At 46.1% G+C, this 26598-nt stretch carries 18 protein-coding genes; 4 read left to right on the top strand and 14 right to left on the bottom strand.

The annotated features are described in order from the left end of the window. Positions 1-11 precede the first annotated feature (11 nt). A complete protein-coding gene (locus I2F54_RS03345) occupies positions 12-629 on the bottom strand; it encodes a CPBP family intramembrane glutamic endopeptidase (RefSeq protein WP_022219833.1) in 618 nt (205 codons plus the stop codon). Then, positions 626-1519 (bottom strand): prenyltransferase, encoded by an 894-nt coding sequence (locus I2F54_RS03340; protein WP_118045940.1) that lies wholly within the window; start codon positions 1517-1519, stop codon positions 626-628. Before I2F54_RS03340 ends, I2F54_RS03345 begins: the two co-directional genes overlap by 4 nt. A gap of 108 nt (positions 1520-1627) precedes the next feature. On the opposite strand from I2F54_RS03340, the gene I2F54_RS03335 reads away from it, so the two are divergent. From I2F54_RS03335 to I2F54_RS03320, 4 genes are all read left to right on the top strand, one after another. Next, positions 1628-2422 (top strand): Cof-type HAD-IIB family hydrolase, encoded by a 795-nt coding sequence (locus I2F54_RS03335; RefSeq protein ID WP_009122684.1) that lies wholly within the window; start codon positions 1628-1630, stop codon positions 2420-2422. A gap of 3 nt (positions 2423-2425) precedes the next feature. Continuing rightward, complete coding sequence (locus tag I2F54_RS03330; RefSeq protein WP_087412931.1) at positions 2426-4168, top strand: ATP-dependent DNA helicase; 1743 nt, start codon at positions 2426-2428, stop codon at positions 4166-4168. Positions 4169-4230: 62 nt separating this feature from the next. After that, positions 4231-4845, top strand: coding sequence for an L-threonylcarbamoyladenylate synthase (locus tag I2F54_RS03325; protein WP_022219829.1), 615 nt, complete (start codon positions 4231-4233; stop codon positions 4843-4845). Positions 4846-4921: 76 nt separating this feature from the next. Next, on the top strand, positions 4922-5932 hold the full coding sequence (locus tag I2F54_RS03320; protein WP_009122687.1) for an AI-2E family transporter: 1011 nt from the start codon (positions 4922-4924) through the stop codon (positions 5930-5932). A 24-nt stretch (positions 5933-5956) separates the two neighbouring features. Here I2F54_RS03320 and I2F54_RS03315 read toward each other — a convergent pair whose 3' ends face one another. From I2F54_RS03315 to I2F54_RS03260, 12 genes are all read right to left on the bottom strand, one after another. After that, entirely contained in the window at positions 5957-6610 is a 654-nt protein-coding gene (locus I2F54_RS03315; protein WP_195500517.1) for a hypothetical protein, read from the bottom strand. A gap of 186 nt (positions 6611-6796) precedes the next feature. After that, positions 6797-8017 carry a glycoside hydrolase family 88 protein gene (locus I2F54_RS03310; protein WP_195500516.1) on the bottom strand — a complete coding sequence of 407 codons (1221 nt, stop codon included), beginning with the start codon at positions 8015-8017 and terminating at the stop codon, positions 6797-6799. 16 nt (positions 8018-8033) lie between these two features. After that, positions 8034-9683 carry a glycoside hydrolase family 43 protein gene (locus I2F54_RS03305; RefSeq protein WP_195500515.1) on the bottom strand — a complete coding sequence of 550 codons (1650 nt, stop codon included), beginning with the start codon at positions 9681-9683 and terminating at the stop codon, positions 8034-8036. Between the two features lie 128 nt (positions 9684-9811). Then, positions 9812-11758 carry a glycoside hydrolase family 97 protein gene (locus I2F54_RS03300; protein ID WP_022219826.1) on the bottom strand — a complete coding sequence of 649 codons (1947 nt, stop codon included), beginning with the start codon at positions 11756-11758 and terminating at the stop codon, positions 9812-9814. 192 nt (positions 11759-11950) lie between these two features. Then, complete coding sequence (locus I2F54_RS03295; protein WP_195500514.1) at positions 11951-13609, bottom strand: hypothetical protein; 1659 nt, start codon at positions 13607-13609, stop codon at positions 11951-11953. Between the two features lie 11 nt (positions 13610-13620). After that, positions 13621-15543 (bottom strand): glycoside hydrolase family 127 protein, encoded by a 1923-nt coding sequence (locus I2F54_RS03290; protein WP_195500513.1) that lies wholly within the window; start codon positions 15541-15543, stop codon positions 13621-13623. A gap of 344 nt (positions 15544-15887) precedes the next feature. Further along, the gene (locus tag I2F54_RS03285) at positions 15888-17579 is read right to left on the bottom strand and encodes a fimbrillin family protein (RefSeq protein WP_195500512.1); all 1692 of its coding nucleotides are present in this window, start codon (positions 17577-17579) and stop codon (positions 15888-15890) included. Positions 17580-17612: 33 nt separating this feature from the next. Further along, complete coding sequence (locus tag I2F54_RS03280) at positions 17613-18587, bottom strand: fimbrillin family protein (RefSeq protein ID WP_195500511.1); 975 nt, start codon at positions 18585-18587, stop codon at positions 17613-17615. A gap of 128 nt (positions 18588-18715) precedes the next feature. Then, complete coding sequence (locus I2F54_RS03275; RefSeq protein WP_162614274.1) at positions 18716-20074, bottom strand: alginate lyase family protein; 1359 nt, start codon at positions 20072-20074, stop codon at positions 18716-18718. 42 nt (positions 20075-20116) lie between these two features. Further along, complete coding sequence (locus I2F54_RS03270) at positions 20117-21541, bottom strand: Ig-like domain-containing protein (RefSeq protein WP_195500510.1); 1425 nt, start codon at positions 21539-21541, stop codon at positions 20117-20119. Positions 21542-21571: 30 nt separating this feature from the next. Then, on the bottom strand, positions 21572-23323 hold the full coding sequence (locus I2F54_RS03265) for a RagB/SusD family nutrient uptake outer membrane protein (protein WP_009122700.1): 1752 nt from the start codon (positions 23321-23323) through the stop codon (positions 21572-21574). A 12-nt stretch (positions 23324-23335) separates the two neighbouring features. After that, positions 23336-26560: a SusC/RagA family TonB-linked outer membrane protein gene (locus I2F54_RS03260; RefSeq protein WP_165357019.1), complete on the bottom strand. Its 3225-nt coding sequence runs from the start codon at positions 26558-26560 to the stop codon at positions 23336-23338. Positions 26561-26598: the final 38 nt, after the last annotated feature.

Here is a 26598-nt window from a genome sequence, read left to right as displayed (position 1 = left end):
TTCAAGTTGTTTTAAATAGGGAAAAAGATAAAAACAGCCACATCCCACAAAGAATGCGACAGGATAATGGCGGCAAACCGATTCGGGAAGAAACGGTAAAGCGCTCCCCAAACCACACCTGCCACCAATGCCGCCATGATAAGCATGAAATTGCAAGAGCCGGCATGTACCAGCGCGTACAAGGCCGTAGCCGCCGCAAACCCCGTATCGGGATTCTTCCAACGTTCGGAAAGCGTGCGTTGCACGTATCCCCGCCAGAAGATTTCTTCCGCAGGCCCTATCAAGACCAGCATCAAGGCAGCCAGCAACCAGGGAGACTCGCCTTCTTTCATACCGTAAATGGAATCTACCTGCGGACGGGCAAAGTCGAACATCCAAGTGGAAACCTTATCTCCCACCCAGAAAATCATCCATAAAGCAACGGCGATACCGACGCCCAGCAGGACATTGGAAATACTCCATTTCACCTCACGCCACCATCCGGGACTGAACAGGGTGGCAAATACGGATAAGGTCAGTGCGGAACCGGTCATCATCCACCAGAAATTAACGGCAGGAGCCGTCCACGGCGAAAACATGACGGTCCACAAAACAGCGGCCAATATAATAGTAAAAACTAATCTTTTCATACGAATAAACCGGCTATGACAAATGATAAAGCGAATACCAAACTAAACAATAACTGGAGCTTTGCCGTCATCTCATCCAGATTGGCGATGGCGGCAACACCCTTTCCCGAAAACCGGGACATGACCCGGACATTGCCGACGGCAGGAACCAGCACAAGCAAGACTAACAACGTCCATAAAGGAAAAGTTCCGGCTGCTACGCAACCGGCAATCCAACCGAAAGGAAACAGTATCTCCGCGCAATAGAGAATCACGGATGTCCTTCCACCCAATTCCATTGCCAAAGTCTTGATGCTCGCCCGGGCGTCGGTCTGCATATCGCGGGTATTGTTGGCGTGCAGGATGGCCACCGTAATCAACCCTACGGGAATCGCTATCCACAGAACGTCCCACAGAAATGCTCCGGTAGAGACATAGGCAGTCCCCAAAGTAGGCAAGAAAGCGTAAGCCATGAAGATAACGACGTCTCCCAACGCGTTGTACTTCAGCGGCGGATATAGAAGCGCGCACGCCGCACCGCCCAAACCGATATACAGCAGAGGGAAACCTGTACGCCACAATAATCCGAGACCTCCGGCAAGAGCCGCCAAAAGCAGGACTAACGACAGACGATATATTTCCTTAGGAGTAAACATCTTATCCGTCAACGTTTTCGCGCCGAACGTATCTTTCATATCAACCCCTTGCTTATAATCGAAATAATCGCTCCAAGTGTTTCCGGCCGCATGGAAAACGACGATGTTCAACAAAGCCCATATACCGTTCGCCCAATTTATATCTTCCTTCATCCAAAACAGATAGGCCAGCGTCACCACCACCGGCATGGCCGAAGCGGGGAACGACCACGGACGCACGGCTATCATCCAGTCTTTAAAAGAATGTTTCTTCATTATATATTCGAGTTTTTGATTTTAAATGCGCTGAACAAAATTGTGTGCAAAAGTACGAAATATCTTCGCTTTTGAGTAAATTTGCCAACCAATTTAAAAGAGACCCATATGATTAAAGCTCTGTTTTTTGACATTGACGGTACGCTGGTGAGCTTCAAGACTCACCAAATTCCCGTTTCCACCATTGAAGCGCTGGAAGCCGCTAAAGCCAAAGGCATACAGATATTCATTTCCACCGGACGTCCGCGTGTCATCATCAACAACCTCGCCGCCCTGCAGGAACGGAAACTGATAGACGGCTACATCACCATGAACGGCGCCTATTGTTTTGTGGACGATACCGTCATCTACAAAAGCCCCGTTCCGGCAGCCGAAGTGGATGCGCTGGCAAGTTTCTGCCACGAACGCAATATCCCCTGCATACTGGTAGGCGAACACGATATTTGCGTAAACCAGCCCGACGAGATCGTAACGGAGATATTCAACCATCAACTCAAAACGGACCCTATCGCGTCAAAGCCTTATACAAGCGATCATTCAGACAAGGAATATTACCAGCTGACACCCTTTATCACCATCGAAGAGGAACAAACCGTATTACCCTCCATTCCCAACTGCGAAATGGGACGCTGGCATCCGGCATTTGTAGACGTTACCGCCAAAGGAAATACCAAACAACACGGCATCGATGAGATAATCCGGCATTTCAACATTCGCCTGGAAGAAACAATGGCTTTCGGCGACGGTGGAAACGACATCAGCATGTTGCGCCATGCAGGTATCGGAGTGGCTATGGGCAATGCCAAAGACGACGTAAAAGCCGTGGCCGATTATGTCACCACGAGCGTTGATGACAATGGCATAGCCAATGCGCTAAAGCGGTACGGGATAATCGAGAGTTGAATCATGCCGTTCGTACCCGATACCCAAAACAAGGAGTTTCAAGATGCTTTGAATCTCATACAGTACACCCGCCAGTCCGTTTTTCTGACGGGAAAAGCGGGTACGGGCAAATCCACCTTTCTCCGGTATATCTGCGGGCATACCAAGAAAAAGCATGTAGTCTTGGCTCCTACGGGAATTGCCGCCATCAATGCGGGCGGGAGTACATTGCACAGTTTCTTCAAGCTGCCTTTTTATCCTCTGCTGCCCGATGATCCCAATTTCAGCCTGCAACGGGGACGCATCCACGAATTCTTTAAATATACCAAACCGCATCGCAAGCTGCTTGAGGAGCTGGAGCTGGTTATCATTGACGAGATTTCTATGGTGCGGGCGGACATCATCGATGCCGTCGACCGTATTTTACGTGTCTATTCACGTAATCTGCGGGAACCTTTCGGCGGGAAACAACTTCTATTGGTAGGTGACGTCTTTCAGCTGGAACCGGTAGTGAAGGGAGACGAACGGGAAATACTGAACCGTTTCTATCCCACCCCCTATTTTTTCTCCGCAAGGGTCTTCAACCAGATAGACCTCGTCTCCATTGAATTGCAGACCGTCTATCGCCAAACCGACAAAGTTTTTGTCAGCGTACTGGACCACATACGAAACAATACGGTGGGCGCTGCCGACCTGCAACTGCTCAACACCCGTTACGGCACACAGATAGAGCAGTCTGAAGCCGATATGTACATCACCCTCGCCACCCGCCGCGACAACGTGGACTATATCAACGATAAGAAACTCGCCGAACTGCCGGGAGACCCTGTAACATTTCATGGAGAAATCATGGGTGATTTCCCTGAAAGCAGTCTTCCCACTTCACAGGAACTGGTACTCAAACCGGGCGCGCAAATCATTTTCATCAAAAATGATTTCGACCGCCGGTGGGTAAACGGCACCATCGGGATTGTCAGCGGTTTTGACCCCATTGAAGAGACGCTCTACGTCATTACGGACGATGGCAAGGAATGTGACGTGAAACGGGAATCATGGCGAAATATCCGCTATAAATACAATGAAGAAAAGAAACAGATTGAGGAAGAGGAATTAGGAACTTTCACCCAGTATCCCGTACGATTGGCATGGGCCATCACTGTTCATAAAAGTCAGGGGCTGACGTTCAGCCGGGTAGTTATCGACTTCACCGGAGGAGTGTTTGCCGGAGGACAAGCGTACGTAGCACTCAGCCGATGTACGTCTCTGGAAGGGATACAACTGAGGAAGCCTATCAGTCGCGCCGACGTATTCGTACGCCCCGAAATTGCAGGATTTGCCGAACGTTTCAACAACCGCCAGGCCATCGACCGCGCCCTGAAACAAGCGCAGGCGGACGTGCAATATGCAGCTGCTGCCAAAGCGTTCGACAAAGGGGATTTTGAGACTTTCCTCAACGAGTTCTTTAAAGCCATCCATTCCCGCTACGACATTGAAAAGCCCGTTGTGCAGCGTCTTATCCGCAAGAAATTGAATATCATCAATCAATTGCGTGAAGAGAACCGCGCGCTGAAACAGGCTGCCGTAGAGAAAGAAAAGTCGCTGGTGAAGTATGCCCGTGAATACATCATCATGGGTGACGAATGCCTTAAACTGGATATGAAGGAAGCCGCCATGAAGAATTATGAAAAGGCCGTTGCTCTCTGCCCCAAGTTCAAAGAGGCATGGAAGAAGATTAAAAAATTAGAGAAAGAGATGCTAAAAAGATGATTCTCTTGCTTTTGAGAATATTAACGAGTACTTTTACATCCAACTTATAATCCCATAGCCCTATGCTTCTGAAACTTTATGAAAGAAACAACAATCCGGCGGATTTGCAACAGGTAATCGATATTCTGAACGACGGCGGAATCATTATCTATCCTACCGATACCATGTATGCCATCGGCTGCCACGGATTAAAAGAACGTGCAATAGAACGTATCTGCCAGCTCAAGAACATTGACCCGAAGAAGAACAATCTGTCCATTATCTGCTACGATTTGAGCAGTATCAGCGAATATGCCAAATTCGATAACAACACGTTCAAATTAATGAAACGCAACCTGCCGGGCGCTTTCACTTTTATCTTAAACGGCACCGTCCGCCTGCCGAAGATATTTCGTAACCGCAAGGAAGTAGGAATCCGCATGCCCGACAACCCGATTATCCAGGAACTGGCACGCCTGCTGGACGCTCCCATCATGACTACCACACTCCCTTACGATGAAAATGAAGACATTGAATATTGTACCGACCCCGAACTGATTGACGAGAAATTCGGTAATATCGTAGACTTGGTCATCGACGGCGGTATAGGTGGCATAGAGGGTTCTACAATAGTAAACTGCACTAATGGCGAGGCGGAAATCGTACGCCAGGGAAAAGGCCGGCTGGATGAAGGATAAAATACAGTCTCCCGTATACTTTGCAAAACTTTTCCGACTCTTATGATGTTTCTTTTCCAAAGAAACAATACACTTTATGAGTACAAAAGAGCAATACTGGAAATATTCGCTGATTACCATTATCATCGGACTGGGGATTATCCTCTTCAGACAAATCACGCCTTTCTTGGGAGGTTTATTAGGAGCGTTGACTATTTATATACTGGTCAGACGCCAGATGATTTATCTGTCCGAAAAACGAAAGATGAAACGCAGCATAGCCGCCACCATCATTACGGCAGAAGCTATTTTATGCTTCCTCGTTCCTTTGGCGTTGGTAGTATGGCTGGCTGTAATAAACCTGCAAAACATCAATCTCGATCCGCAAGCCATCATCGCCCCGTTTGAAGAAGCCGCCGCCGTTATCAAGGCCAAGACCGGATATAACGTATTAGGCGGAGACAGCCTTTCATTCATCATTTCATCCCTGCCACGCATCGGGCAAACGCTGATGGGCGGTATCAGCAGCTTTGCCGTCAATATGTTCGTATTGGTTTTTGTTCTCTACTTCATGTTGATGGGTGGAAAGAAAATGGAGCGATATGTCAACGAGCTTCTTCCCTTCAATGAGGCCAACACGCAGGATGTAGTGCATGAAATCAATATGATTGTCCGTTCCAATGCCATCGGTATACCTTTGCTCGCCATTATACAAGGTGGAGTGGCCATGATCGGTTATTGGATATTCGGCGCCCCCAATATTTTATTCTCGGGATTTCTGACTGGTTTTGCCAGCGTCGTTCCCATGGTAGGTACGGCACTGATATGGGTTCCCATAGCCATATACATGGCACTGATCGGTAATTGGTTCCAAGCGATCGGATTAGCAATCTTCGGCGCCCTCGTTATCTCCCAGCTCGATAACCTGATACGTTTTATCATTCAGAAGAAGATGGCGGATATCCATCCGCTTATCACCATTTTCGGAGTAGTCATCGGTCTCTCTCTTTTTGGATTTATGGGTGTCATTTTCGGTCCGTTACTACTTTCCTTATTCTTCCTCTTTGTCAATATGTTCAAAAAAGGATATCTGGACGGAGAAAGGTAAAGCGGTCATAATAAGATATACGCATCAAAAACTGTAAAACTCCAGAATCCGTTGAAGCAGCATATCCTGCTCAACTTTATCCCGGGTAAGTTCCATTTGCTTGAAGTCGTACAGCAATTTCAATAAAGCGGCCGCCTGCTTCTCACAAAGGCAGGAGCCATGAACCACCTCTACCCAATAAACAGTTTCCCCCCATACATCCGCCGAGAAATCAGGCAGAGTATTCATTAAGGCCGGCTTCTTCCTGACCTTACGGAAAGTCTCCGTCAGATACGATAATATATCGGACATCACCCGCTTACAACGCCCGCGAGAGTTTGAAGCCCCGTTCCTGAAACGCAATAAAAAATAATACCCCAACCACAAATAAACGGCGAACGTTTCCACACGGGACACTTCTATTCTCTTCCAGAAAGAAGCCAAGGCGGTATCTATCTCTTCCAAAACCCCATCCGTATCACCATTTATATAATACTTCTGGGCGAGACATTCGAAAGTACATCCCCATTTGGCCATATCAACACAGCTTTGGGTGTCCCGCATTACCAGCCGCGCTTGTTCCAGCAGCTGAAACGCCTCTGTTTCAGACTCACGGCACGTATCGTAAAACCGCGACTGATGAAAGAGCAAGATAGACTGACACAATAATCCATCCAAAGTGTATTCTGTACTTTCCATATATAATTATTCATTAAGGCGCACGAAAATACAAATAAAGAAAGACATATCAAATAAGATAATCAAAACAACCCCTGTTTCACTATCCATTTTATACCCTTGAGAACAAGTTTCGTTCGTCTCTTAAAAGCAATAAAGAAAGTGTGTCAAAATACACTTGATAATTTTTTAGGCACGGATTACACGTCAGCCTATGACAGGCTTCCCTTCCTGCAATCTCTTCAAACGTAACAATGCCTCTATATAATAGTAATCCGCATAAATGATGGAAGCATCTATTTCCGAATTGGCCGGCCGGTGTCCTGTGGAATGGAGCAAGAATGCCGGACTTGCTTCACCGCACTGATAGTTATCCGTACTCAGGCTCGTCAGCATTTTTATCGCCGCATCTCTATACCGTTCTCCCTTATCACCGGGCAAGTAGGTGGAAAGTTCCAGCAATGCGGAAGCCACTACACAGGCGGCAGAAGCGTCACGGGGAGCATCGGGTATGGCGGGGTCATTGAAATCCCAGTAGGGAACATAGTCTTCGGGCAGATTCTTCAAATACACATCGGTCACCTTCTGCACAAAATCCAGATAACGGCAGTCTTTGGTTTCACGATACACTACCGTATATCCATAGACAGCCCAAGCCTGGCCGCGCGCCCACATGCTGTTATCGGCATATCCCTGATGGGTAACTCCCTTGATGAAATCGCCGGTCAGCGTATCGTAAACGGCTACATGATAAGAAGTATAATCAGGCCGGAAATGATACTTCATCGTTTTATCGGCATGAGAAATGGCAATATCCGCCAGATAAGGATTTCCGCCATTCTTTGCCGCCCAAAACAGCATTTCCAGATTTATCATATTATCCATGATTGTGTTGTGTCCGCCAAACAGCTCTACATTGCGGGGCCATGACAGCATTGTGCCTACCTGCGGTTTGAACAGTGTGGCCAATGTATCCGCCGTATCCAAAATCACTTGCTTGTAAGCCGGATTTTGCGTCAGGCGATAACCGTTGCCGTAACTGCAAAAAATAAGGAAACCCAAGTCATGGTCGAATGCGGGGGTTCTGGAAAGGAACTCCAATGAAGAGGTAAATTTCTCCGCTTCCTCTTTTATCCGCTTGTCACCGCTATATTCGTAATCATACCACAGCACACCGGGCCAAAAACCGGCGCACCACTCTTCTTTCGTTGCCTTACGGCAGTTCCAATCGTTTTGACCGTTCAGTATATTGCGGGGCATCATAGTGTAATCCACCACACCATTCGTGTCATGCAACCGACTTAATGTACGCTCCACCTGACGATTGCAATAATCCAGTGCCTCGCCAACGTGAAACTTATTTTCCGTAGTAGTACAGGCAGATAACAGGCAGACGCCCAGAGCTGCCAACAGAGCTTTTGTCTTCATATCCGATTTTATTCTTTTATTTCTCAACATGGAACCAGTCGGCATCCACCCAACCGCGTTCTTTACCGTAAGGAGCCGTACTGAACAGTCCGACCTTAGCCCCTATCCATTTTCCCTGACGGGCAGTAAAAGGACTCCCGGCAACTGTATACTGCTTGCCGTCCAAACTATAAGAGAAGCGGCAAACACCGCCTTTCTCCACTTTTACCCTCAGGTAGATTTCCCTTTCATAATTGGGATACAGGCCGGCTTCATAAATTCGGCTTGCCGGAATTTCCGCCAGACGGACAATCGTTTCCGGCGTATTCTGCTCGGCATCTTTACAAACGGCTTGTTTCAATACAAACAGTTCATCTACCTTTTCCACACCGATATAGCTGTAATCCCAGCCCATTACGATAAGTCCCGATTGCTGTCCGTCCATTTTGGCGGATACTTTCAGTTTGGCGGTAGCCGTGAATCTTTCCGCCGGAAACTTCTGCAACAACAGATTAGGCACTTCCCAGAAATTCACGAAATTCTCCGAAAGCACATGCCCGTAGATACGGACAAAGCCTAAATCCGAGGTAAAGCCGAAAGTATCCTGATAATTAGCGTGCCATTCCCATTGCAATCCCAGTCGGCGGGTATTAAACTCGTCGCTTTCCGCAGGAGTTTCCACGGGATAAGTCCCGCCTACATCCGGTTTCCTGTAAACGGTGACCGGTTCACCGCAACCGTCACCGTCTTTATCCGCACCGATTACCGGCCAGTCATTCACCCAAGCCATCGGGTTCAGGTGAATCACACGTCCGTACATCGCTTTATCTTGAAAATGAACAAACCACGATTCCCCTTTACCGGTATCTACCCACGCTCCCTGGTGGGGGCCGTTAATATTCGTCTTGCCCTGTGCCATCACGATTTTCGACTCGTACGGCCCGTATATGTTACGCGAGCGCAACACCAACTGCCAACCCGTAGCCACACCGCCTGCAGGAGCGAAAATATAATAATAACCGTTGCGTTTATAGAGCTTCGGTCCTTCTACCGTATGGTTCACTCCGTCGTTCCCGTCATAAACGAGTACCGGATTACCGATAACTTGTGTACCTTCCGCATTCATCCCACATACCACCACAATACTGTTCATCTTCGAGCGACTGCCGGCCCAGGCATGTACCAGATAAACCTGTCCGTCCTCATCCCACAGCGGCGCAGGGTCTATCATTCCTTTACCGGCTTTCACAAGTACGGGTTTCTCCCATTCACCGGCAGGGTCTTTTGTCTTTACCATGAAGATGCCGAAATCCGGGTCGCCCCAATAGATGTAAAATTCCCCTTTATGGTAACGTATGGACGGAGCCCACACCCCCTTACCGTGGCGGGCGGAATTATAAAACTCTTTCGGCTCCAGCTCCTTCAAGGCATAATTGATAATACGCCAATTCACCAAATCCTTGGAATGGAGAATAGGCAGCCCCGGCGTACATCCGAAACTGGAAGCGGTCATATAAAAATCATCACCGGCCGCACAGACATCAGGGTCGGAGTAATCGGCATGCAATACCGGATTTCTATAAGTACCGTTACCCTGATCCGACACCCATACCTCGGATACGTATTGCGCTTCCGCCTGCAAACAGACGGTACATAACATGCCAATAATCAGCGTTAATCTTTTCATCTTACAATTAATAAACATCCCGGAAACAATACTTCAATCACCTTATCGTATTTATACCCTATTTTACTTAAAACATTCATTTACCAATACGAACAAACCATACCGATTACTCAACACAAAGTGAAGTTTTATAATACTTCCCCCTTATATTTCTTGTATTTCTTCGCTTCGTCCTTACTTACGGGCACAAAACGGACGGCAGCTCCGCCACTTGGTTTTAAATCGAACTTCATCACTTTAGAAGCATCCGTCAGCAGATACGAGCACTTCACCTGCGTACGGGTCTTGACTTCTTTCCCGCCATCCGTATAGATATACGCAAGGTAAGTCTTGCCCTTATCGAGGAAAGAGAGCGATACATTCTCTTTTGAACCGTCGTTATTCGTCATAGCCGCCAAAAACCATTCCTGCCCCTTTCGACGGGCCATTGTGATATTCTTACCCGGTGTTCCGTCCAATACTTTCGTATCATCAAAGACCGTTTGCAAGTTTTCAAACCACTCTACTTCCGGTTCGCCATGATAGAAAGAGGGTTTATCATACCAGAAGATTGTTTGCAACGGACTGTAAAACACCAATGATGCCGCCAACTGATGCGCGTGTGTTGTTTTCAAACGCTTGTCGAAATAACAGATTGTATAATCCGCCGCACCGTTTATCATACGGGTAAAAGGCAACGTTACATTGTGTGTAGCATCCGGAAACTCCTCATTTCCGCAAATACCTTCCTGAGTAAGAAGATTGGGATACGTGCGACTGAAGCCGGACGGGCGGTACTCATCGTGTATATTCATCATCAGATGATTTTCGGCAGCCAGACGAACCAGGTCGTGCAACCACGTAGCCCAGCGGTGGCTGGCATACTGTACAAAACCGGACTTCACGCCTACAATACCCCATTCCCGAAGTATCGGAAAGAGTTCACGCGCCTGCTTCATCAAGGCATGCTGGTTGACGTACACCCAAACACCAACCCCTTTTTCCTTTCCGTAAGCCACCACACGCGGCATATCCAATTTATCTACCACTTTGGTAGCGTCTCCGTCGTGCGAAGTACACGGCAAATACCACAGCCAGTCGAAAAGCATGTAAGGAATATTATGTTCGGCGCAGAAGTCAATCGTTGCGACAGCCCCTTCGGTGCTGATGGTTGTTTCGCGCATGATAGTACCCGGTCTCACCCACTCGGCGGCATCCGCTATTTCACAGGGCGGGTTCAGATTTTGGATAATATCGTTATGTTCCAACAAATCTCCCGGTTTCTCAGCGGTCATTATCACTTTCCACGGAGTAGCGTAGTAAGTCACTACATCTACCGGGCTATACATCACGGAAGTCAGCGTATTCTTTTTCACTGCCGAAGCCTGATATTTGGTAAGGCACCAATCGTCCGCATCGGCATCCAGCAATGCGGTCCACAGGCCGCCGGGCAATTCCAACGTCAAGGCACGTTCTACGGGACGCTTCAGCTCATTGATATCCAGATATTCAAAGAAAGCCTGCGCCCATTGTTCCGACCATGCTTTCGTACCGGCAGGCAAGGTATATTCCGTCAAGTCACCCACTACTTTGTGAAATGTAGCACGGGGATGTTCGGGAAAGAAATAACGGAAGGCAACCCCTTCGTCATAAGCGCGCACTTCTATATCAAGACGATACAAAGAACCGTCTTTCTTGGAGAGATGGAGTGTCGCCGCGTTATAATGGTCGCGCACTTCGCTGCGTTCACCGTAAAGAGGTTTCCAGATATTATCCGCTGTCGGTGTATAAGTTACAGAGTCTACTTCAAGGTTGTCCATCCAACAGGCGGGCTGTATAAGCTTGCGCTGTCCCAATGCCATTTCCCAGATGCGGTTATCCAATTCCAATCCGGCACGCGATTCTTCTATAACGGATTGTCCCTTGAAAGAAACCTGATAAAACAAACCGTTGACGGCGGGAGCAGTCTGCTTTTGATAGAAACTTATTTCCTGTATGCCGCCCGGAGAGGTCAGTCTCAATTCCCGGGCATTACCCGCAAACATAAAAGCGGCATATACGAATGTACCTAATAGAAATCCTATTCTTTTATTCATTACTGCAAGTGTATCTTTAAGTAAGTGTTGAACTTTATTTGTATCAAGAGTCTCTGAATGACAGATAGTATAAGCTACTTATACGTATTTACTTAATATTTCATATTATCGCTATATCATGAGCATCCGTTTACTTTCCTATTACAATACGAACAAGAAGCACACGACACTTAACGCACATTCAATAAAAGCTCATTTCTCAATAAAGAACGTACGTTCTACGGGCTCTGCCGTCTGTACGTTTCCAATAATACCGTATTGCCAAGCTACTACCGTCACCCTCAGCGGATACTTGCTGCGGGGCGGTATCTTAGTAAATATCAACTTATCTCCCTTGATTGTCGCAGGCCCTTCTTTTACGTAATAATATACAGGCAGCCCGCAATCGGATGTCGCATCGAGCGTAACGGATTCCGTTCCGGCTTTCACATCCTCGATGCCGGGAAAAAGAATACATTGTCTCCGTCCCTCGGTAAGAGGATAAGGAATATTAAAACTGAGCTCCTGTACGCATTCCTTATATTGCCGGTCTCCCCCGGCGCTTGCTACCAGCGTAATGCTCGAAGTTCGCTTTTTATTGGTTGTCCCCATACGGTAGAAGTCAAGGACGAAAGTCGTATCATTGACCCGCTTCACCGGACCGCAAATACGCTCAATCCGCGGCACGGCAATCGAATGTTTGTCTGCCAAAGAAGCGCGCAGACTATCGGTATATACCGCTTTCAGATGAAACGTTACGCCGTCAGCTTCGGGTAAAAAACGGGCGGAAAGCGTGACATGTGATTGCGGATTATATGGAACAAGCCGTCCTTCCTGCATAAAACTGACATATTGCGGAAGTAAGTCATGTTCCTGACGATAAAAATCTTCGGTCAGTTCCGCCATCTCACGGTCAAAGTACCAGAAAGCATCGTGGCGATCGCCTGTATATTGCCGGTAAGGAGCAGGCTTTGCGCGGCGGAGTTGCTTCGTGAGGCGTGCTGTACGCACTTCTCCCTGCGGTTCTTGTGTACCCGTACGCCAACGTTCGGCAAGCCAGCCTTCACGGGGATTCAATTTCTTCAAGACAGCCGGCTTATTCCCATCCACATCCGCGGGAATCCTATGTTCTACCGCTTTCTTCAAGAAAAGACCGATATAATCGGCTGTACGGTCGGCCACATCAAAATGTCCTCGTCCGGCATCACAAAGAAAAGATATACAACTTTCGGGATACATCATACGAAAAGCCAAAGCCGGATTAACGCGCGCTTCCCACCATTCATACTCTCCTTCAACCATCAAACCGGGAATACCGTCGATGTTGCGCGTACGTCCCCACTCCAGATTGGCACCGCCGTAGCCTGTCAGGTTAGTACGCGGAGCATCGCCGTGGTAAGAAATAATCGCTAACGTACGTTCCGGATTCCATGCCGCAAAGTTCCAGGGGAAGGTTGCCATTGCCGAATGTCCCAAAGGAACAATAGGCGCGGCTTTCAATTCATCGTAACCGCTCGTTTCCGCCAGATCGTCCAGCGCAGCCAGCAACGCGTCATTACATCCCGTACTCACATCCCAAGGAAAATCAAGTATAGGCGTAATCCACACCAAGGCGACGCCCGCTTCCTGCATCCGCTTGCGGAATAGCGGGTTTTCGAACAGGGTTTCTTCACACATATTATGCTGCCCTACCACCACGGCTTTCACTTGCCCGCAATCGTCGGGTATCCACAGAAAGGCCTGTGGATGCGCTTCGGTTTCCTGTGAAATCATCGAAGGAATCTGCACCGACCACTGCCATTCGGCAGCTACACCTGTCATTCTTCCCCCCAAAAGAATGGAAAGGAAAATCCAAAGAAAAAGATATTTCATACCATAACCTGTTACTTATCCTTTAAATCCCAATATACCACATATCTCTGATGATGCATATCGTACAGCGGTCGAAGTACATCACCTTGTTCCGTAGTGAATTTCAATTCCTTTCCAACCCGTTGCAACACACGTGCCGGATGCTTACGGTCTATCGCCATCGTTGTTTTCAAACCTGTCGGAATATGGTAATCATAAGTATAATAATCATTATAAAGCTCCGGATTGGAGAAAGGCGCCGGAGCCTGCATTCCTTCCGTACCGCGTTCTCCTGCCAATACCAGCGGCCCATAGAGCAACACGCCCTTTTGAGGATTGTCCGGAGTAGTCTCCAAATGCACCCGCATCGGATAAGCAGCCTCGATGCGATCACCGTTTTGCCACAGACGGTTCAAAGCAATATAAGAACCGGGCTTCTGCTTTACTTGTACCTTCTTCCCGTTAACACGCACCGTCACCTTTTCACTCCATGACGGATAACGTAAATAGACGGTGGTCCGCACCGGACGGTCAGCCTCAACTGTCAGTACGGTTGCTTCCCCTGCGGGGAAAGCCGTTTCCTGTTTCAAAGTTATCCCTTTTTCTTTCCACTGGACAACGGAAGGGATAAACAGATTTATATAAATGCCCGCTGCACTGCGGTAGTAAATGCCCTCCCCATACTTGGCATGGTTCTCGAACCCGCTTCCTACACAGCACCAAAAAGAGTTTTCCTTTGTGCTATATACTTTATGCGCCCCCGGCAGTAAAGGCAGAAAGTAGCAAACCATGCCGGTCTGCGGGTCTTGCTGTCCCAAAATATGGTTATACAAGGCTCTTTCGTAATAATCGGCAATGCGCGCATCCGGCTGCCAGCAGAACAAGTGTCGGCTCAGCTTCAACATATTATAGGTGCAACAAGTCTCACCCGTATAGCCATTCAGGAAGTGCGAGAAACGTTTTGTATCGAAATAATGCTCTTTCTGACTGCTGCATCCGGGAGCAAACGTGTGATGGTCTATCATGGTGTGCCAGAAGAAGTCACTCAATGCTTTACTGTCTTTATCTCCTGTCAGTTCATAATTACGGGCTTCTGCCAGTACCTTCGGTATAAACGTGTTCGTATGTTTCGTGCCCAAATCATCATTTTGCTCTTTCAAAGGGTCTATCACATCATTATGATAGAAAAAATGCGCCAACCAACGGTAACGTTCGTCACCGGTAACGGCATACAAATTATAGAATGATTCATTGATACCGCCAAACTCGTTGCGTATCATCCTCCGACGCGTTTCTTCGCTCAACGGCTTTAGTTTATCGTATGCCCAATCGCCCATTTTCGTCACAACAGCCAATGCCTGTGCATTATCCGCATAGAGATATTGGTCTATCAGGCCGGAAAACAGTTTGTGCAATGTGTACCACGGCGCCCAGACAGACTGTCCCTTAATATTGCGGTTTATCAGCTCCTCGGGGAACGCGCTCAGATAACCATTGCCCAACGCATCCTGCACTTTACCCAGTTCCGTCACAATGCTATCGCCTTTTAGTTTAAAGATTTCGCTACCCGTAGCGGCATACATCAGTCCGTATGCCGAGAGCAAATGTCCTGTGGTATGTCCGCGTAATTCACAATCCAAAGACTCCCAACCACCATACTTTTTCACAGTCATATATCCGCCCTCACGGCCTGCCCATATACCGGCATTCGTTCGGAAGCTATGTATCAAACGATTCACATCTATCGAAGTCATCCACACCGAATCACGCAACATATTATCACGAAAACGACTTGGCAGCAAACGAACATCCTGCAAATCAAAACTCTCTGCCTTGACCGGAGCCACCGTATTCAAATTCATCTTACCCGCAAATTGTCCAGGATAAACGGATTGCGCAGACAGTGTACCCGCCATCCACAAACATAAAGCGAAAATAATGGTCTTATACTTCATATATATCCTTGGTATTTTTAATAAAGATACGAATGAAAGCGTGAAAGTACCTAATGCAACATATGAAACTCTGCAAAAAAACGACTGCCAATTATATGACAGCCGCTTTAGGTTCAATGAGTGTGAGTATGTCAAAAATTGATAAACGTTACATTCTGCCATGCAGAACGTAGTGAAGCATCTCTTCCCTTATTGCAAAGGGAGTAAATTCTTCGGGCTAAAGTCCTCTGAATGATAGAATGGTACGTTTATCATCATTTTGATGCTTCTCCTTTAGAAAAGAATACTTTTCTGAATACCTATTGAAAACTGAGAATTTATGATTTAACAGTAAATAAAGAATGTCAGAAAGCTAAGATAGGACGTATTGATGCATTAGCACCAATCTTATCTCTGCCCAAAACCTTTACTTGTCCATTTGTTTTCAATTCTATTACCCATGTCTGTTTGTTTGAATTCTCAGTATCACCAACTTCTGTTGTAGACCACCAACGGTCTGTCTTATTTTCAGCCGTAAACTCTTCCAACAATTCACCACCAGCTGCAACTAATTTATCCTGCATGTTTTTCAAAGTAGCCGCCTTACTTGACTGATTTACCGATTCAGTTAAAAAATCAGTTGCACTTAAAGAATATTTACCCCCCTCATTGCTGACTGCAAAAGCATTGAATACCTCAATCAATTCACCTATACTCGGCATATACCATCCCGTAGAGCCGATAGGAGCTGCATACTCCGTATTGCTTTCCTTACCAAATTTCAGTACATTCTTAACTGCATCTACTGAAGAAGCAAAATCCATAGTTTTTGCATAACCATCAAGTTTTCCCGAAAAAGCATTATAGTCGGTGGAATTTTTATCTATTGCATTACCTTCTTCCACCTCATGAGCACCCCAATTTACGTAATAACTGCTTGTACTGGTATTACTTGTTGGTATCATTTCATCTGTATGATAATTTTCCAAAGCCAATACCTTTCCATTAGTATATTTCTTTGAACCGTCCATTCCATTACTTACAGATACATTGTCAGTTGCAAAAATAATTCCTATACAATTTTCTTTAATAATATTATCACCATCATTAGTTCCCGGACAGATACTTCCGTCTGCATAATAATAATCACCTACCGCAATGGCACGTTCAGTATAAGAACTTTCAGCACCCTCTGCATTGATTGTATACTTCATATATTTACCGGTTTCCAAATTCACAGTCTTTTCTTCCAACTGAATCGGTGCGCCATACTTTAATTCCCCTCCCAAAGTATACGCCATTTCCGGCTTTACAAGGAAACGAAACAGGCTGTAAGCTTTAGCATCCTCACCGGCAACTCCTTCTGTCTTAATAGAAAGAGGATACATTGTAAGCGAATTACTATTCAAAGTAAAATCCTTCGTAAAAGGTTCCGCATAAATAAAATTCTTATCTGTATCCAAATACGCCTTTACGGGCACTTCAATTTCCATTAATGCCAACTGATGCTTAAAGTCGAAAGAAAGAGATTTTGTATTTGCATTTCCTATATCAGTCGGTTCAGCAGATGCCAACATCAAGTCAAGAGAGGGATAAGCTATACTTTGATCATTTCCAGCTGCTTTCAGCTTTTGGGTAAAATGTTCTTTAATCTGTTCTTGCAGGCTCGCCTGATTGTCTGCGCTCGCTATGCTCAAGTTTTCATCGTAAGGAGAATAAGCCACATAAGACGTATTCTTATAATAATATACTTTATTATCATTACCCGTCCAGTCAGCTCCGGCATATTCCAAAGGCATATTCTGCACCAACAATTTATTATCTGTAGAACGGATGGCGAAAATACCAATCTTATCTCCGGCCTCAAATTGAGTGTCTGCACCTTCATTGATTATACGGGTATCCGCATCGGATGATACAAAATCCGAAGCTGTTGCGTGGATAGTAAGTTGTCCTTCATTTTCTACCGGTGTCACATCCAATTCATCGTTCTGGCTGCAACCTGCTACAAAAGCTGCCGCCAATATCATTGCTGATAATTTGAAAATGTTTTTCATATTCATATTCTTTAATTGTTATTATTATTCCATTTAAATTTCATTTGATTGCGCTTTAGCAGCACCTCCCCATGATTCCTCGCCGGAATTCCACGAGCCGCCATCATTAGGAGTACTCGGTTGATTTTCAATTGTGCTGCCGCCTATCGTGCCATTTCCTGCATTATCCCATGAATTATCGTTATCCGTATCCGGCTTATTCTCTATGGTATTACCTTCCAAACTGTCCTCACTCATATCCCAAGAAGATAAATCTTTGAAGGTCACATTGATTCCATCTTCCGACACCTCAAGTTCCATACCTTTTGCGATACCTTGTCCCAGAGTCAAATCTTCTTCAAGTATATACGTATAGGTACGTTCATCCGGTAAGGTTACTTCCATAAATTCCGTTCCCGCAGTAATAGTCTGTGGAACAATCAAAGCCTTACCTTTGGCTGTAGCGCGTACTACAGTACCTTTTTCTACATTTTGCAGGTTTAGATACTTGATTATAATATTGTTGTAACTTACACCGGGTAAGGTGGAATTCAAATCACATACTATTTGGGTGTTACGATGACGGAAAGAAATATCAGAAGCAGAAAAAGGAACATCCTGTGTCACCACTTCCAAGTGATCGCTTTCCCAATATCCACTACCGCTTTGGTCTGCTTTTACTACAGGAATTTCCAGCTTGACACCTTCATTATAAGGATACCAAGCATTTACGGTCAGCTCTGTTTTATCACCCCAGTAGAACGGATCTGAAGAGGTCAGGTTGCCCATTTCATCCACAGTATAAGGCTTCACTATACCGTCTATCTCTATCGCTACGGTACGATCGGCAAGACCTGCCCAATTGTCATTGGTTGTCAAGCGAGTATCAGCTCCGGCAGTCTGCATCGGTACAAATCCGGCAGTAAACTTTACTTCCGCCCCATCAGCTCCCTGCGGTGCTTCATCATCTCCGCAAGAAGCCAGGAAAAGAGCTAAAACAGCTGTCAGTAAAAATTTTCCTTTTATCATACTATTCGATTTAAATAATCTCGTTAACATCAGAGTTTCATTGTTTTGAAGTAAGATACGGATGAGCGGAACATACCGCTCAAAGCCGTATTTACTTTTTGCTATATTAATACCTCTTAGGTTCTTCTCTATTCGTAATAAAACATAAGCGTACTATAACCAAGTTGGTCGAGCGCACCGCCACTGCCGCCGTATTGTTCCGGTCCGGCATCGGGGCGAAGACGAGAAGCGAATTCACCGCAATATTTGGCAGACATCCCCACTTTCTTACAATGTCCGTACCACAAATCCCATATAGGGCGTTTACCGCCACGACCTGTTTCCGCACCGTTACTGCGCAATTCTACTGCCGAAGGTTCGTCCATTTGTTCGTCACAATAAAAATAAGCCGTATACGGGAATCCTACGCGTGTATAGCTAAACCATTCGTTATTGCCACCCGGTACCTGATCTGCAAACTCCGGTTTGAAGACATTGTATTTGGCTACATATTCAGCCATCGCCACTACACGGCCGTTATCATAAGCAAATAAGTCTTCACCGATATTATACGCCATCTTACAGAAATACCCCATCAATGCACAGCATAACATGGCGTGTCCCTGGTCGCGACCGGACTCCTGACATTGCCCCAACTTCTCGCCCGAACCGTCCGGATCATCATACAAATGCAGTACGGCGGTATTCACATTGCCCGGACCTATACCATTCTTGAAATATTGGATTACCTTATTTATCATTTCCTGATTATCGCTCAAAATACCGATAGAAAGGATGGCGGTCATTTGCGCCAGATCCCAGTTGAGCCAATAATGGTCGGCTGTATTATTGTGACGGACAAGAAAATCGTCTGCCATAGCATAGAATGTGCTTTCTATCCATTGAACGAAAGCCTTAAACTCTTCCGTCTCACCCCACTTATCATATCCTCTCAGGATTTCGGCGGCATTGGCGAGCTGATAAGCCTGAATAGCTATCAACAGTTCGTTCGGGTCTATCAAACTACCGTTCTCACGATAAATGCCCTTACAATTCTTTGCCCAAGCATTCAAAATGGATTTGGCGGCGTCACCATATTCTTTCTTATCGGAAAGTTTCCAGCGTAATGCCAATTGATAAGCCGCGGCGGCATCATTTGCCAGATTGGTATAATTTACGTAATCAGGATGTTTATTTTCCCAATTGGTCTTATCCAAACGTTTCAACCATTCCACAGGATCGGCCTGATAAGCAGGATTTGCAAATTTACTGCTTTCCAATGACGCGTAAGCGTCCGCCCAAGGTTGCGCAGAAGCGGCAAGTTTTTCTTTTACATACGTAAAATCGGCTTCCGAGTGCAACATACACGGATGATTCAGTGTAAATTCTATCTTTTCCGGTGCCTCCCATTCATCAAAGTTAATGGGAGCGCCGTCCTCTATCTCTGTGCATGAGCAGAAACTCAATGCAGCGGTAACCGCCAATGTATAAATAAAGTCCATCTTCATATCTTCTGTTATTTTATTCTATATGATTATAACTTATCATTCTTATTTATTTGCCGCAATTTGATCTTCGGCAAACTGAACAGCTTCTTCCTCTGATGCAAACGTACGTATCCAATACATTTCGTACCGTCCGGTAGGAAGCTCAGCCGGCATCATATCAGCAATCTTTATTTGAAAAGTGGTAAAAGTCACTTCTTCTTCCGTAAATTTATTAAGCGATTTCACATCATAAACCAATAGTTTGGTTCCGTCCGAAAGCGCTTTGCCTTTACTCAGTTTACTTTCTCCTTTCGTACCATTACTTGCCACTAAGTCCAGCGTATACCCTTGTTTACTTATATCGGGAAGATTGGTGTGAAGAGCGATGACCGGATAATTGACAAGATCCATGATAACTTTCATGTTTTTAGTATCCAAAGTCAAGTCAGCACGTAACGCACCGGATGATTGTGTTGCAGTAGTCACTACCATACGGTCTTCGGTCACCTCAAAGCTCGCTCCTTTGGTACCCATGCCCCAGCCGTCGAAACCGCAAGCGGCATCCCATACCCACCAACCGGTAGTAACTTTCACCGTTGTAGCAGCCTTATTGCCCGTAGCACGGCAAGTACCCGTAACCGTAGCCTCACCAAAACCTACGGCTGTAACCTTACCATTCTTCACCGTAACCACGTTTTCATCACTCGATTCCCAGTCCACCGAATTGGCAACGGCTATCTCCGGCACGAATGTGCAACTCAGTTTAGCCGTCTGATACATATGTAAAGCAGGCAAATCTTCGATGGATATATCTTCGGCGTTTACTATCTCATTAATCACAAGCGGGAACTCACCCCGGTAGCCACTGCCATCATGAGTATAAGCGTAAATAACCACATTTCCCGGTGTAACGGCAGTTACCGTCCCGTCTTCCGCGACAGTAGCAATCGTTTCATCGCTACTGCCCCATGTAAGATAAGAATAGGTATGATTTTCAGGCAACAGCGTATAAGTCAGTTTCTGTTCATCACCCGGATAAAGAGAGGTAAGCGGATTGCCCTCATCATCTTTATTCGTCAACCGAATATCGGTAACTTCTATAATTTCGGGAATGACACTCACCGTAATCGTCTTCTCTGTGACATCGGTAACTCCAAAGCCTATAACAGGTTTTACCGTAATAACAGCTTCACCCTCGGTAAGCGCCGTGATTGTACCGTTTTGAGAGACAGCGGCCACTTTCTCATTAGAGGAAGTCCACATCACTTCTTTATCGGCGGCATCTTCCGGTGCAACCTTATATACAATAGTACTATCCATGCCTACGGCCAAAGGCAATTTAGAAGTCACTTCCAACTCAATGGAATTGATAAGCTGTTGTTCAGGCATACCCGTTGTAAACTCCTGCTCTTTATCGCAGGAAGCCAAAAAGAGACATCCCGTCAATGTACCGGCAAGCAGGAACTGATTCATATATATCTTTTTCATAACGCTTTTCTATTTTTATAAGTTTACCGCTTATTTATCCCAACCCGGATTTTGTTTCAAATTCGGATTCAATTGCAACTGGTCTTTCGGCAAAGGGAATAAATAATGTTTGTCCTGCCACTGACGGCCTGTTTCCATTACAATTACCCCTTCGCTGTTACGAGGATAAGGACATGCAGACCATTTGGCTTCAAATTCTGTTCCCGCCCACTTTACACCGAGTATATCTTGCGGCATTTCCGTTTCCGCAGTCTTCCAACGCTTCAAATCATCCAAGCGGAAACCCTCATGGAACAACTCGACAGTGCGTTCGCGACGGATTTCTTCACGCATGCTCAATCCGTTGTCATTCACAAGCTTGTTGGTCAGCCCCGGCATATTGGGATTTACACGGGTACGGACAAGATTCAGGGAAAGATTCAAATCCGTATCCTCTATTTTCCCGTCACGTTCATAAACAGCCTCAGCATAGTTCAGCAAAACCTCGGCGTAACGGATAACCGGATAATCAAAGCCCTCGAAATTATCTTTCACCAAGCGTTCGGAAGCCCACTTCTGATTATGATAACCGGTTCCGCTGCTGGGAGTAAAGTTTTTGATAGCCGCATTGCTTTGGTCGGAGGCATCATTCCATGTCAGGCGGCATCCCGGATTACTGTTGTTCCAGAAATAATCTCCCGGTTTGGCAAGCGTATAGCGCATACGGTTGTCACGGTTCTCCCATTCGGAAGTCAGCGTCGCATATTCCTGGAATTGTGCATTCTTCACACCATTCATGTAAATAGGAAGTCCGTTTTGGCAAAGGTACATATTGGCGAACTTACGGCTCACCCATACCATATTAATCAGATTAGTCTTCGTGATGTTCTTACCGATAGGAGCCAAAGACTCATCGTAGCGACGCGCAAAGATATATTCTTTGTTAGCGCTTTTTTGTATACCGGCCGGATTGGATTTGGCATCCTCAAGAATAAACATATACTTCTGCGCCTTTTCTTTCAGGGCATCCGGCTTAAACAGACTGAACGTCTTACTGTCAATAACCTGCTTAGCCGCTTTTGCCGCAATATCCAGCAACTCACGTCCCCGTTCTTCATTTCCACGGAACTTTTGCCAAGTACCTTCATAAAGAGCCACACGCGAGAGAAACGCCCAACACCCCTCACGACTGATACGTCCCGCATCATCCGTAGTCAGCTCAGCAAAACGGGGTAACATAGGAGCGGCAGTTTCAAGGTCTTCTATGATAAAATCAGCCACTTCGCTACGGTCGTTCTGAGCTACTCTCAATTCCGGTGAAGTCACATCCAAAGGTTGGGTAATGATGATGGCGTCACCATAGAACTGCAACAAATCAAAATAGGAATAGGCACGAAAGAAATAAGCCTCGCCTACATACTGCGCAATATCCGCGGGAGTGGAATATTTCTCCGCATTCTGTAACAATAAGTTAGTACGCCGGATATGCGCATAACAGGAGCCGTAATTGCCATCGGACTCTTGCACCGAGTTAGAACCGTTGCTGAAACGATTACGGTCGTCGCGACTTGTGAAAAGGTCGGAATTATAATCCGAGTGTAACGGCTTGGTCGAGTTATTGTCCAACGAGCCGAAATCACGTGTCCAACCGTAGAACTGATTGGCAAACAACTGGAACTCGGAAGGAGAACTCCATAAATTGGATTCGGCCAACTGGTCTTTCGGTTCTAAGTCGAGGCAGGATTGGGACAGGATTCCCATTGCCGCCACTGCCAAAATAGCTTTAATCTTATGTAGTTTCATAATAATCTGTTTTTAGAAAGTTAAGTTTAAACCGAACGTAACATTGCGCGTAAACGGGTAGCGACCGTAAGCTGTTACCTCACGCGAGGCTTCCGGGTCCCAACCGTCACGTATCTTACTGGTTTCCCATAAATCCGACCCCGTTACATAAACACGCGCATAAGTCAGGAACTTAGTTTTCTCCAGCCATTTAGCCGGGAAAGTATACCCTAAAGAAATATTCTTCAGACGCAGATAGTTACCATTCTCCACCGACCAGGACGAACAACGGTAGTTATAAGTATTAATCTGATCGACATTCGTATAAGTCGGATAGTAAGCGCCCGGATTTTCCGGCGACCATACATCTCCCACCGAGAAATTCGGAGAGTTCAGATGCGGCTTCATTACAGGAATACGCCATGCGTCATTGCTTTTATTGGAACTACCGGTACGCCATATAGTACGCTCTCCCACACCCTGGAATACGACAGAGAAATCAAAGCCGTTCCAGTTCAGTCCGCCATTGAAAGAGAAAGAGATTTTCGGGTCATCTGTTCCCAAATAAACGTAGTCCTCCTCGGTCAACTTACCGTCACCGTTCACATCTTCATACATATTATCACCCAAACGCAGGTTGGTAGGCATATCGATGGTATTATTGCCGGTATAACGGTAAAGGTATTTCTCCAATTGCTCTTCATTCCGGATTTTGCCTGCATACTTCAAGCCGAATACGGAATTCAACGGATAACCCTCACGGTCGGAACGTACACCGTCCGTAATCGTTGCGCTTCCGCCATTGTCGGTCAGTTTATTGGTTGTATAGGTAAATGTTCCACCGATACTGTAACCCACTTTACCGATTTTATCCGACCAATTGAGGTTTCCTTCAAAACCGTTGGCTTTAAAACTACCCACATTGGCGGTAGGAGCCTTATCGCCCAACGTTGCGGGGTAAGACACATCAATCAGCATGTTTTCGCAGACTTTCCAGAAAAGCTCCGCCGTTCCTTTCAACCGGTTACCGAACAAGCCGAAGTCAAGACCGACATTGTAATTCTGAATGGTTTCCCACTCACGGTCCATACTGAGCAACTTACCGTTTGTATCGATATAGGAAATCTTTTCACCTCCTATCAAAGCGCCTTTATTCTGATTGAAGTTATAAAGCTGAATACCATCGTAACGGTCGATGCCGCCTTGATTACCAACCGTACCATAAGATACGCGCAGTTTCAAATCATCAAAGATATTAAGATTCTTAATGAGAGCCTCCTCGCTTAAACGCCAGCCGGCCGATACGCCCCAGAAGAATGCCCAGCGGTTTTCGGGTTGGAACTTGGAAGAACCGTCATAACGGAAGTTACCTTCCAGCAAGTACTTGGAAAGATAATCGTAGTTGACGCGGGCAAAATAAGAAAGTAACGCTTCCTGCCATTTCTCCGGTCCTTTATTGTTATCATTAACCAAAGTCACTTCTCCGATACCATTGATTATATCCAATGACGGCAGAATATTCTTAGCTTTGGTTGTGGTATAGTCATACTCCTTAAAACTATATTGCGTACCCAACATCACCGCAATATCGTGCTTGTCCGCGAAAGTCCGACTCCAGTTAGCATAAGCATTAAGGGTGTAAAGGTCTGTCTGACTGTTGCTCTTGATATAGTTGCTTTCTTCCTGCTGAGGATTAGTCATTACTTTTTTAGTGCCGGCATAGTTATACCAATCAATAGATGTCCGTTGTATATCCCGTGTAGCATTGTTCGTGTTATAACCCAAAGTAGCTACCGCATTAAAATGTTCATTGAAAGTATACTTAAACATCTCGCTGATATTAATACCCGTAACTTTCAGTTTATTGTCGCCTCCCAGTTCGCAATACCAGTTGGGCGCTCCCCATGTACCCCAGGCATAAGGCTTTCCATCTGTTGTAGACGAAGGGAAACCCGGCTGCTGTGTAGAAGCCGTCAGCGCGGAACCGACTTGTGTAGGCGCTACCTGATCCTGACGGAAGAATGAAAGCACGGACTCTATATCAAACTTATCCGTCACATGGAAAGTATTATTCAAGCGGAGATTATAACGCTGGTTATTATTGTTACCCCATTTCAAATTACTATCATCGTACATATAGCGGCCGGACAAACGATAAGTCGTCTTTTCACCGCCACCGGATACGCTCAGCTCGTGAGAGGTAGACATTGCCGTACCCCACAGGATATTCTGCCAATCGGTATCAAAGAATACAAAGTCCGCAACATCGGTAAAAGCATTATTAAAGGGATTCACCGTATTATCCAAATCAATATAATGCCCCTTGTTTGCCTGAGCTAAAGCGGTATATTGCAGCCAAGTATCGTCTTCCGGTTTATAACCGTCGTTCAGTCGGGCTTGCGTAACGGCATTACACCATTGGTCCAAGGTCATCAGTTCCGGCTGAAGTCCGACAAACTTTGCAGTTACCGAACCGCCATATTCCACTTTCGCCTTACCGGCCTTTGCCTTTTTGGTCTGAATCAGAATTACACCACCGGCAGCCTTACTACCGTAAATAGCGGCGGAAGCATCTTTCAAGAAGTTGATAGACTCGATATCCGCCGGATTCAACTGGCTGAATGATTCCGATTCCACCCCGTCGATAATCACCAGCGGATCGGAATTGTTCTTGGAGAATGAACCGCGCAACTTCATATTCCAGCTTTCATCACCCGGCGCTGCCGAGTTACGGGTAATCACCACACCGGGTACCTGCCCCTGCAAAGCCTGTGCGGGACTGGAAAGGGCACCTTTGTCTTTCAACATCTTATCATCCACCACTGTAACGGCTCCTGTCAGTGTTTCTTTTTTCTGAGAGCCATACCCTACGACTACCACTTCCGCCAACACTTCCGAATCTTCACGCATTACAATCTTCTGAAAAGCTTTTGTGTCTGAAGCCGGAATTTCCACTGTTTTGTAACCGATATAAGAGATGACTACAACAGCATTCGGAGAAGAAACATTTAAAGTGAAATTACCGTCGATATCCGTTATCACTCCATTGGTTGTACCCTTTTCAAGTACACTGGCGCCAATTACGGACTCGCCTGTCGCATCAACGACCAGTCCTTTCACCGTGCCCGCCTGCATAACGGATTGCACACCTGCAGTCCCGGCAAAGGCAGGCAATGAAGCTCCTGCCGACAATGCGGTAACCAGCATGGCTGAAAAGAAAAGTTTTCTCGATGAGAACTTCAAGAAATCATTTTTCATACGTTTATAATTTAAAATTAACATTCTCGTTAGTACGC

It is taken from the genome of Bacteroides clarus, from assembly GCF_015555825.1.
Taxonomy (GTDB): domain Bacteria; phylum Bacteroidota; class Bacteroidia; order Bacteroidales; family Bacteroidaceae; genus Bacteroides; species Bacteroides clarus.
Note: the sequence above shows the minus strand (reverse complement) of the source record. Positions and strands in the feature narration are given on the sequence as shown.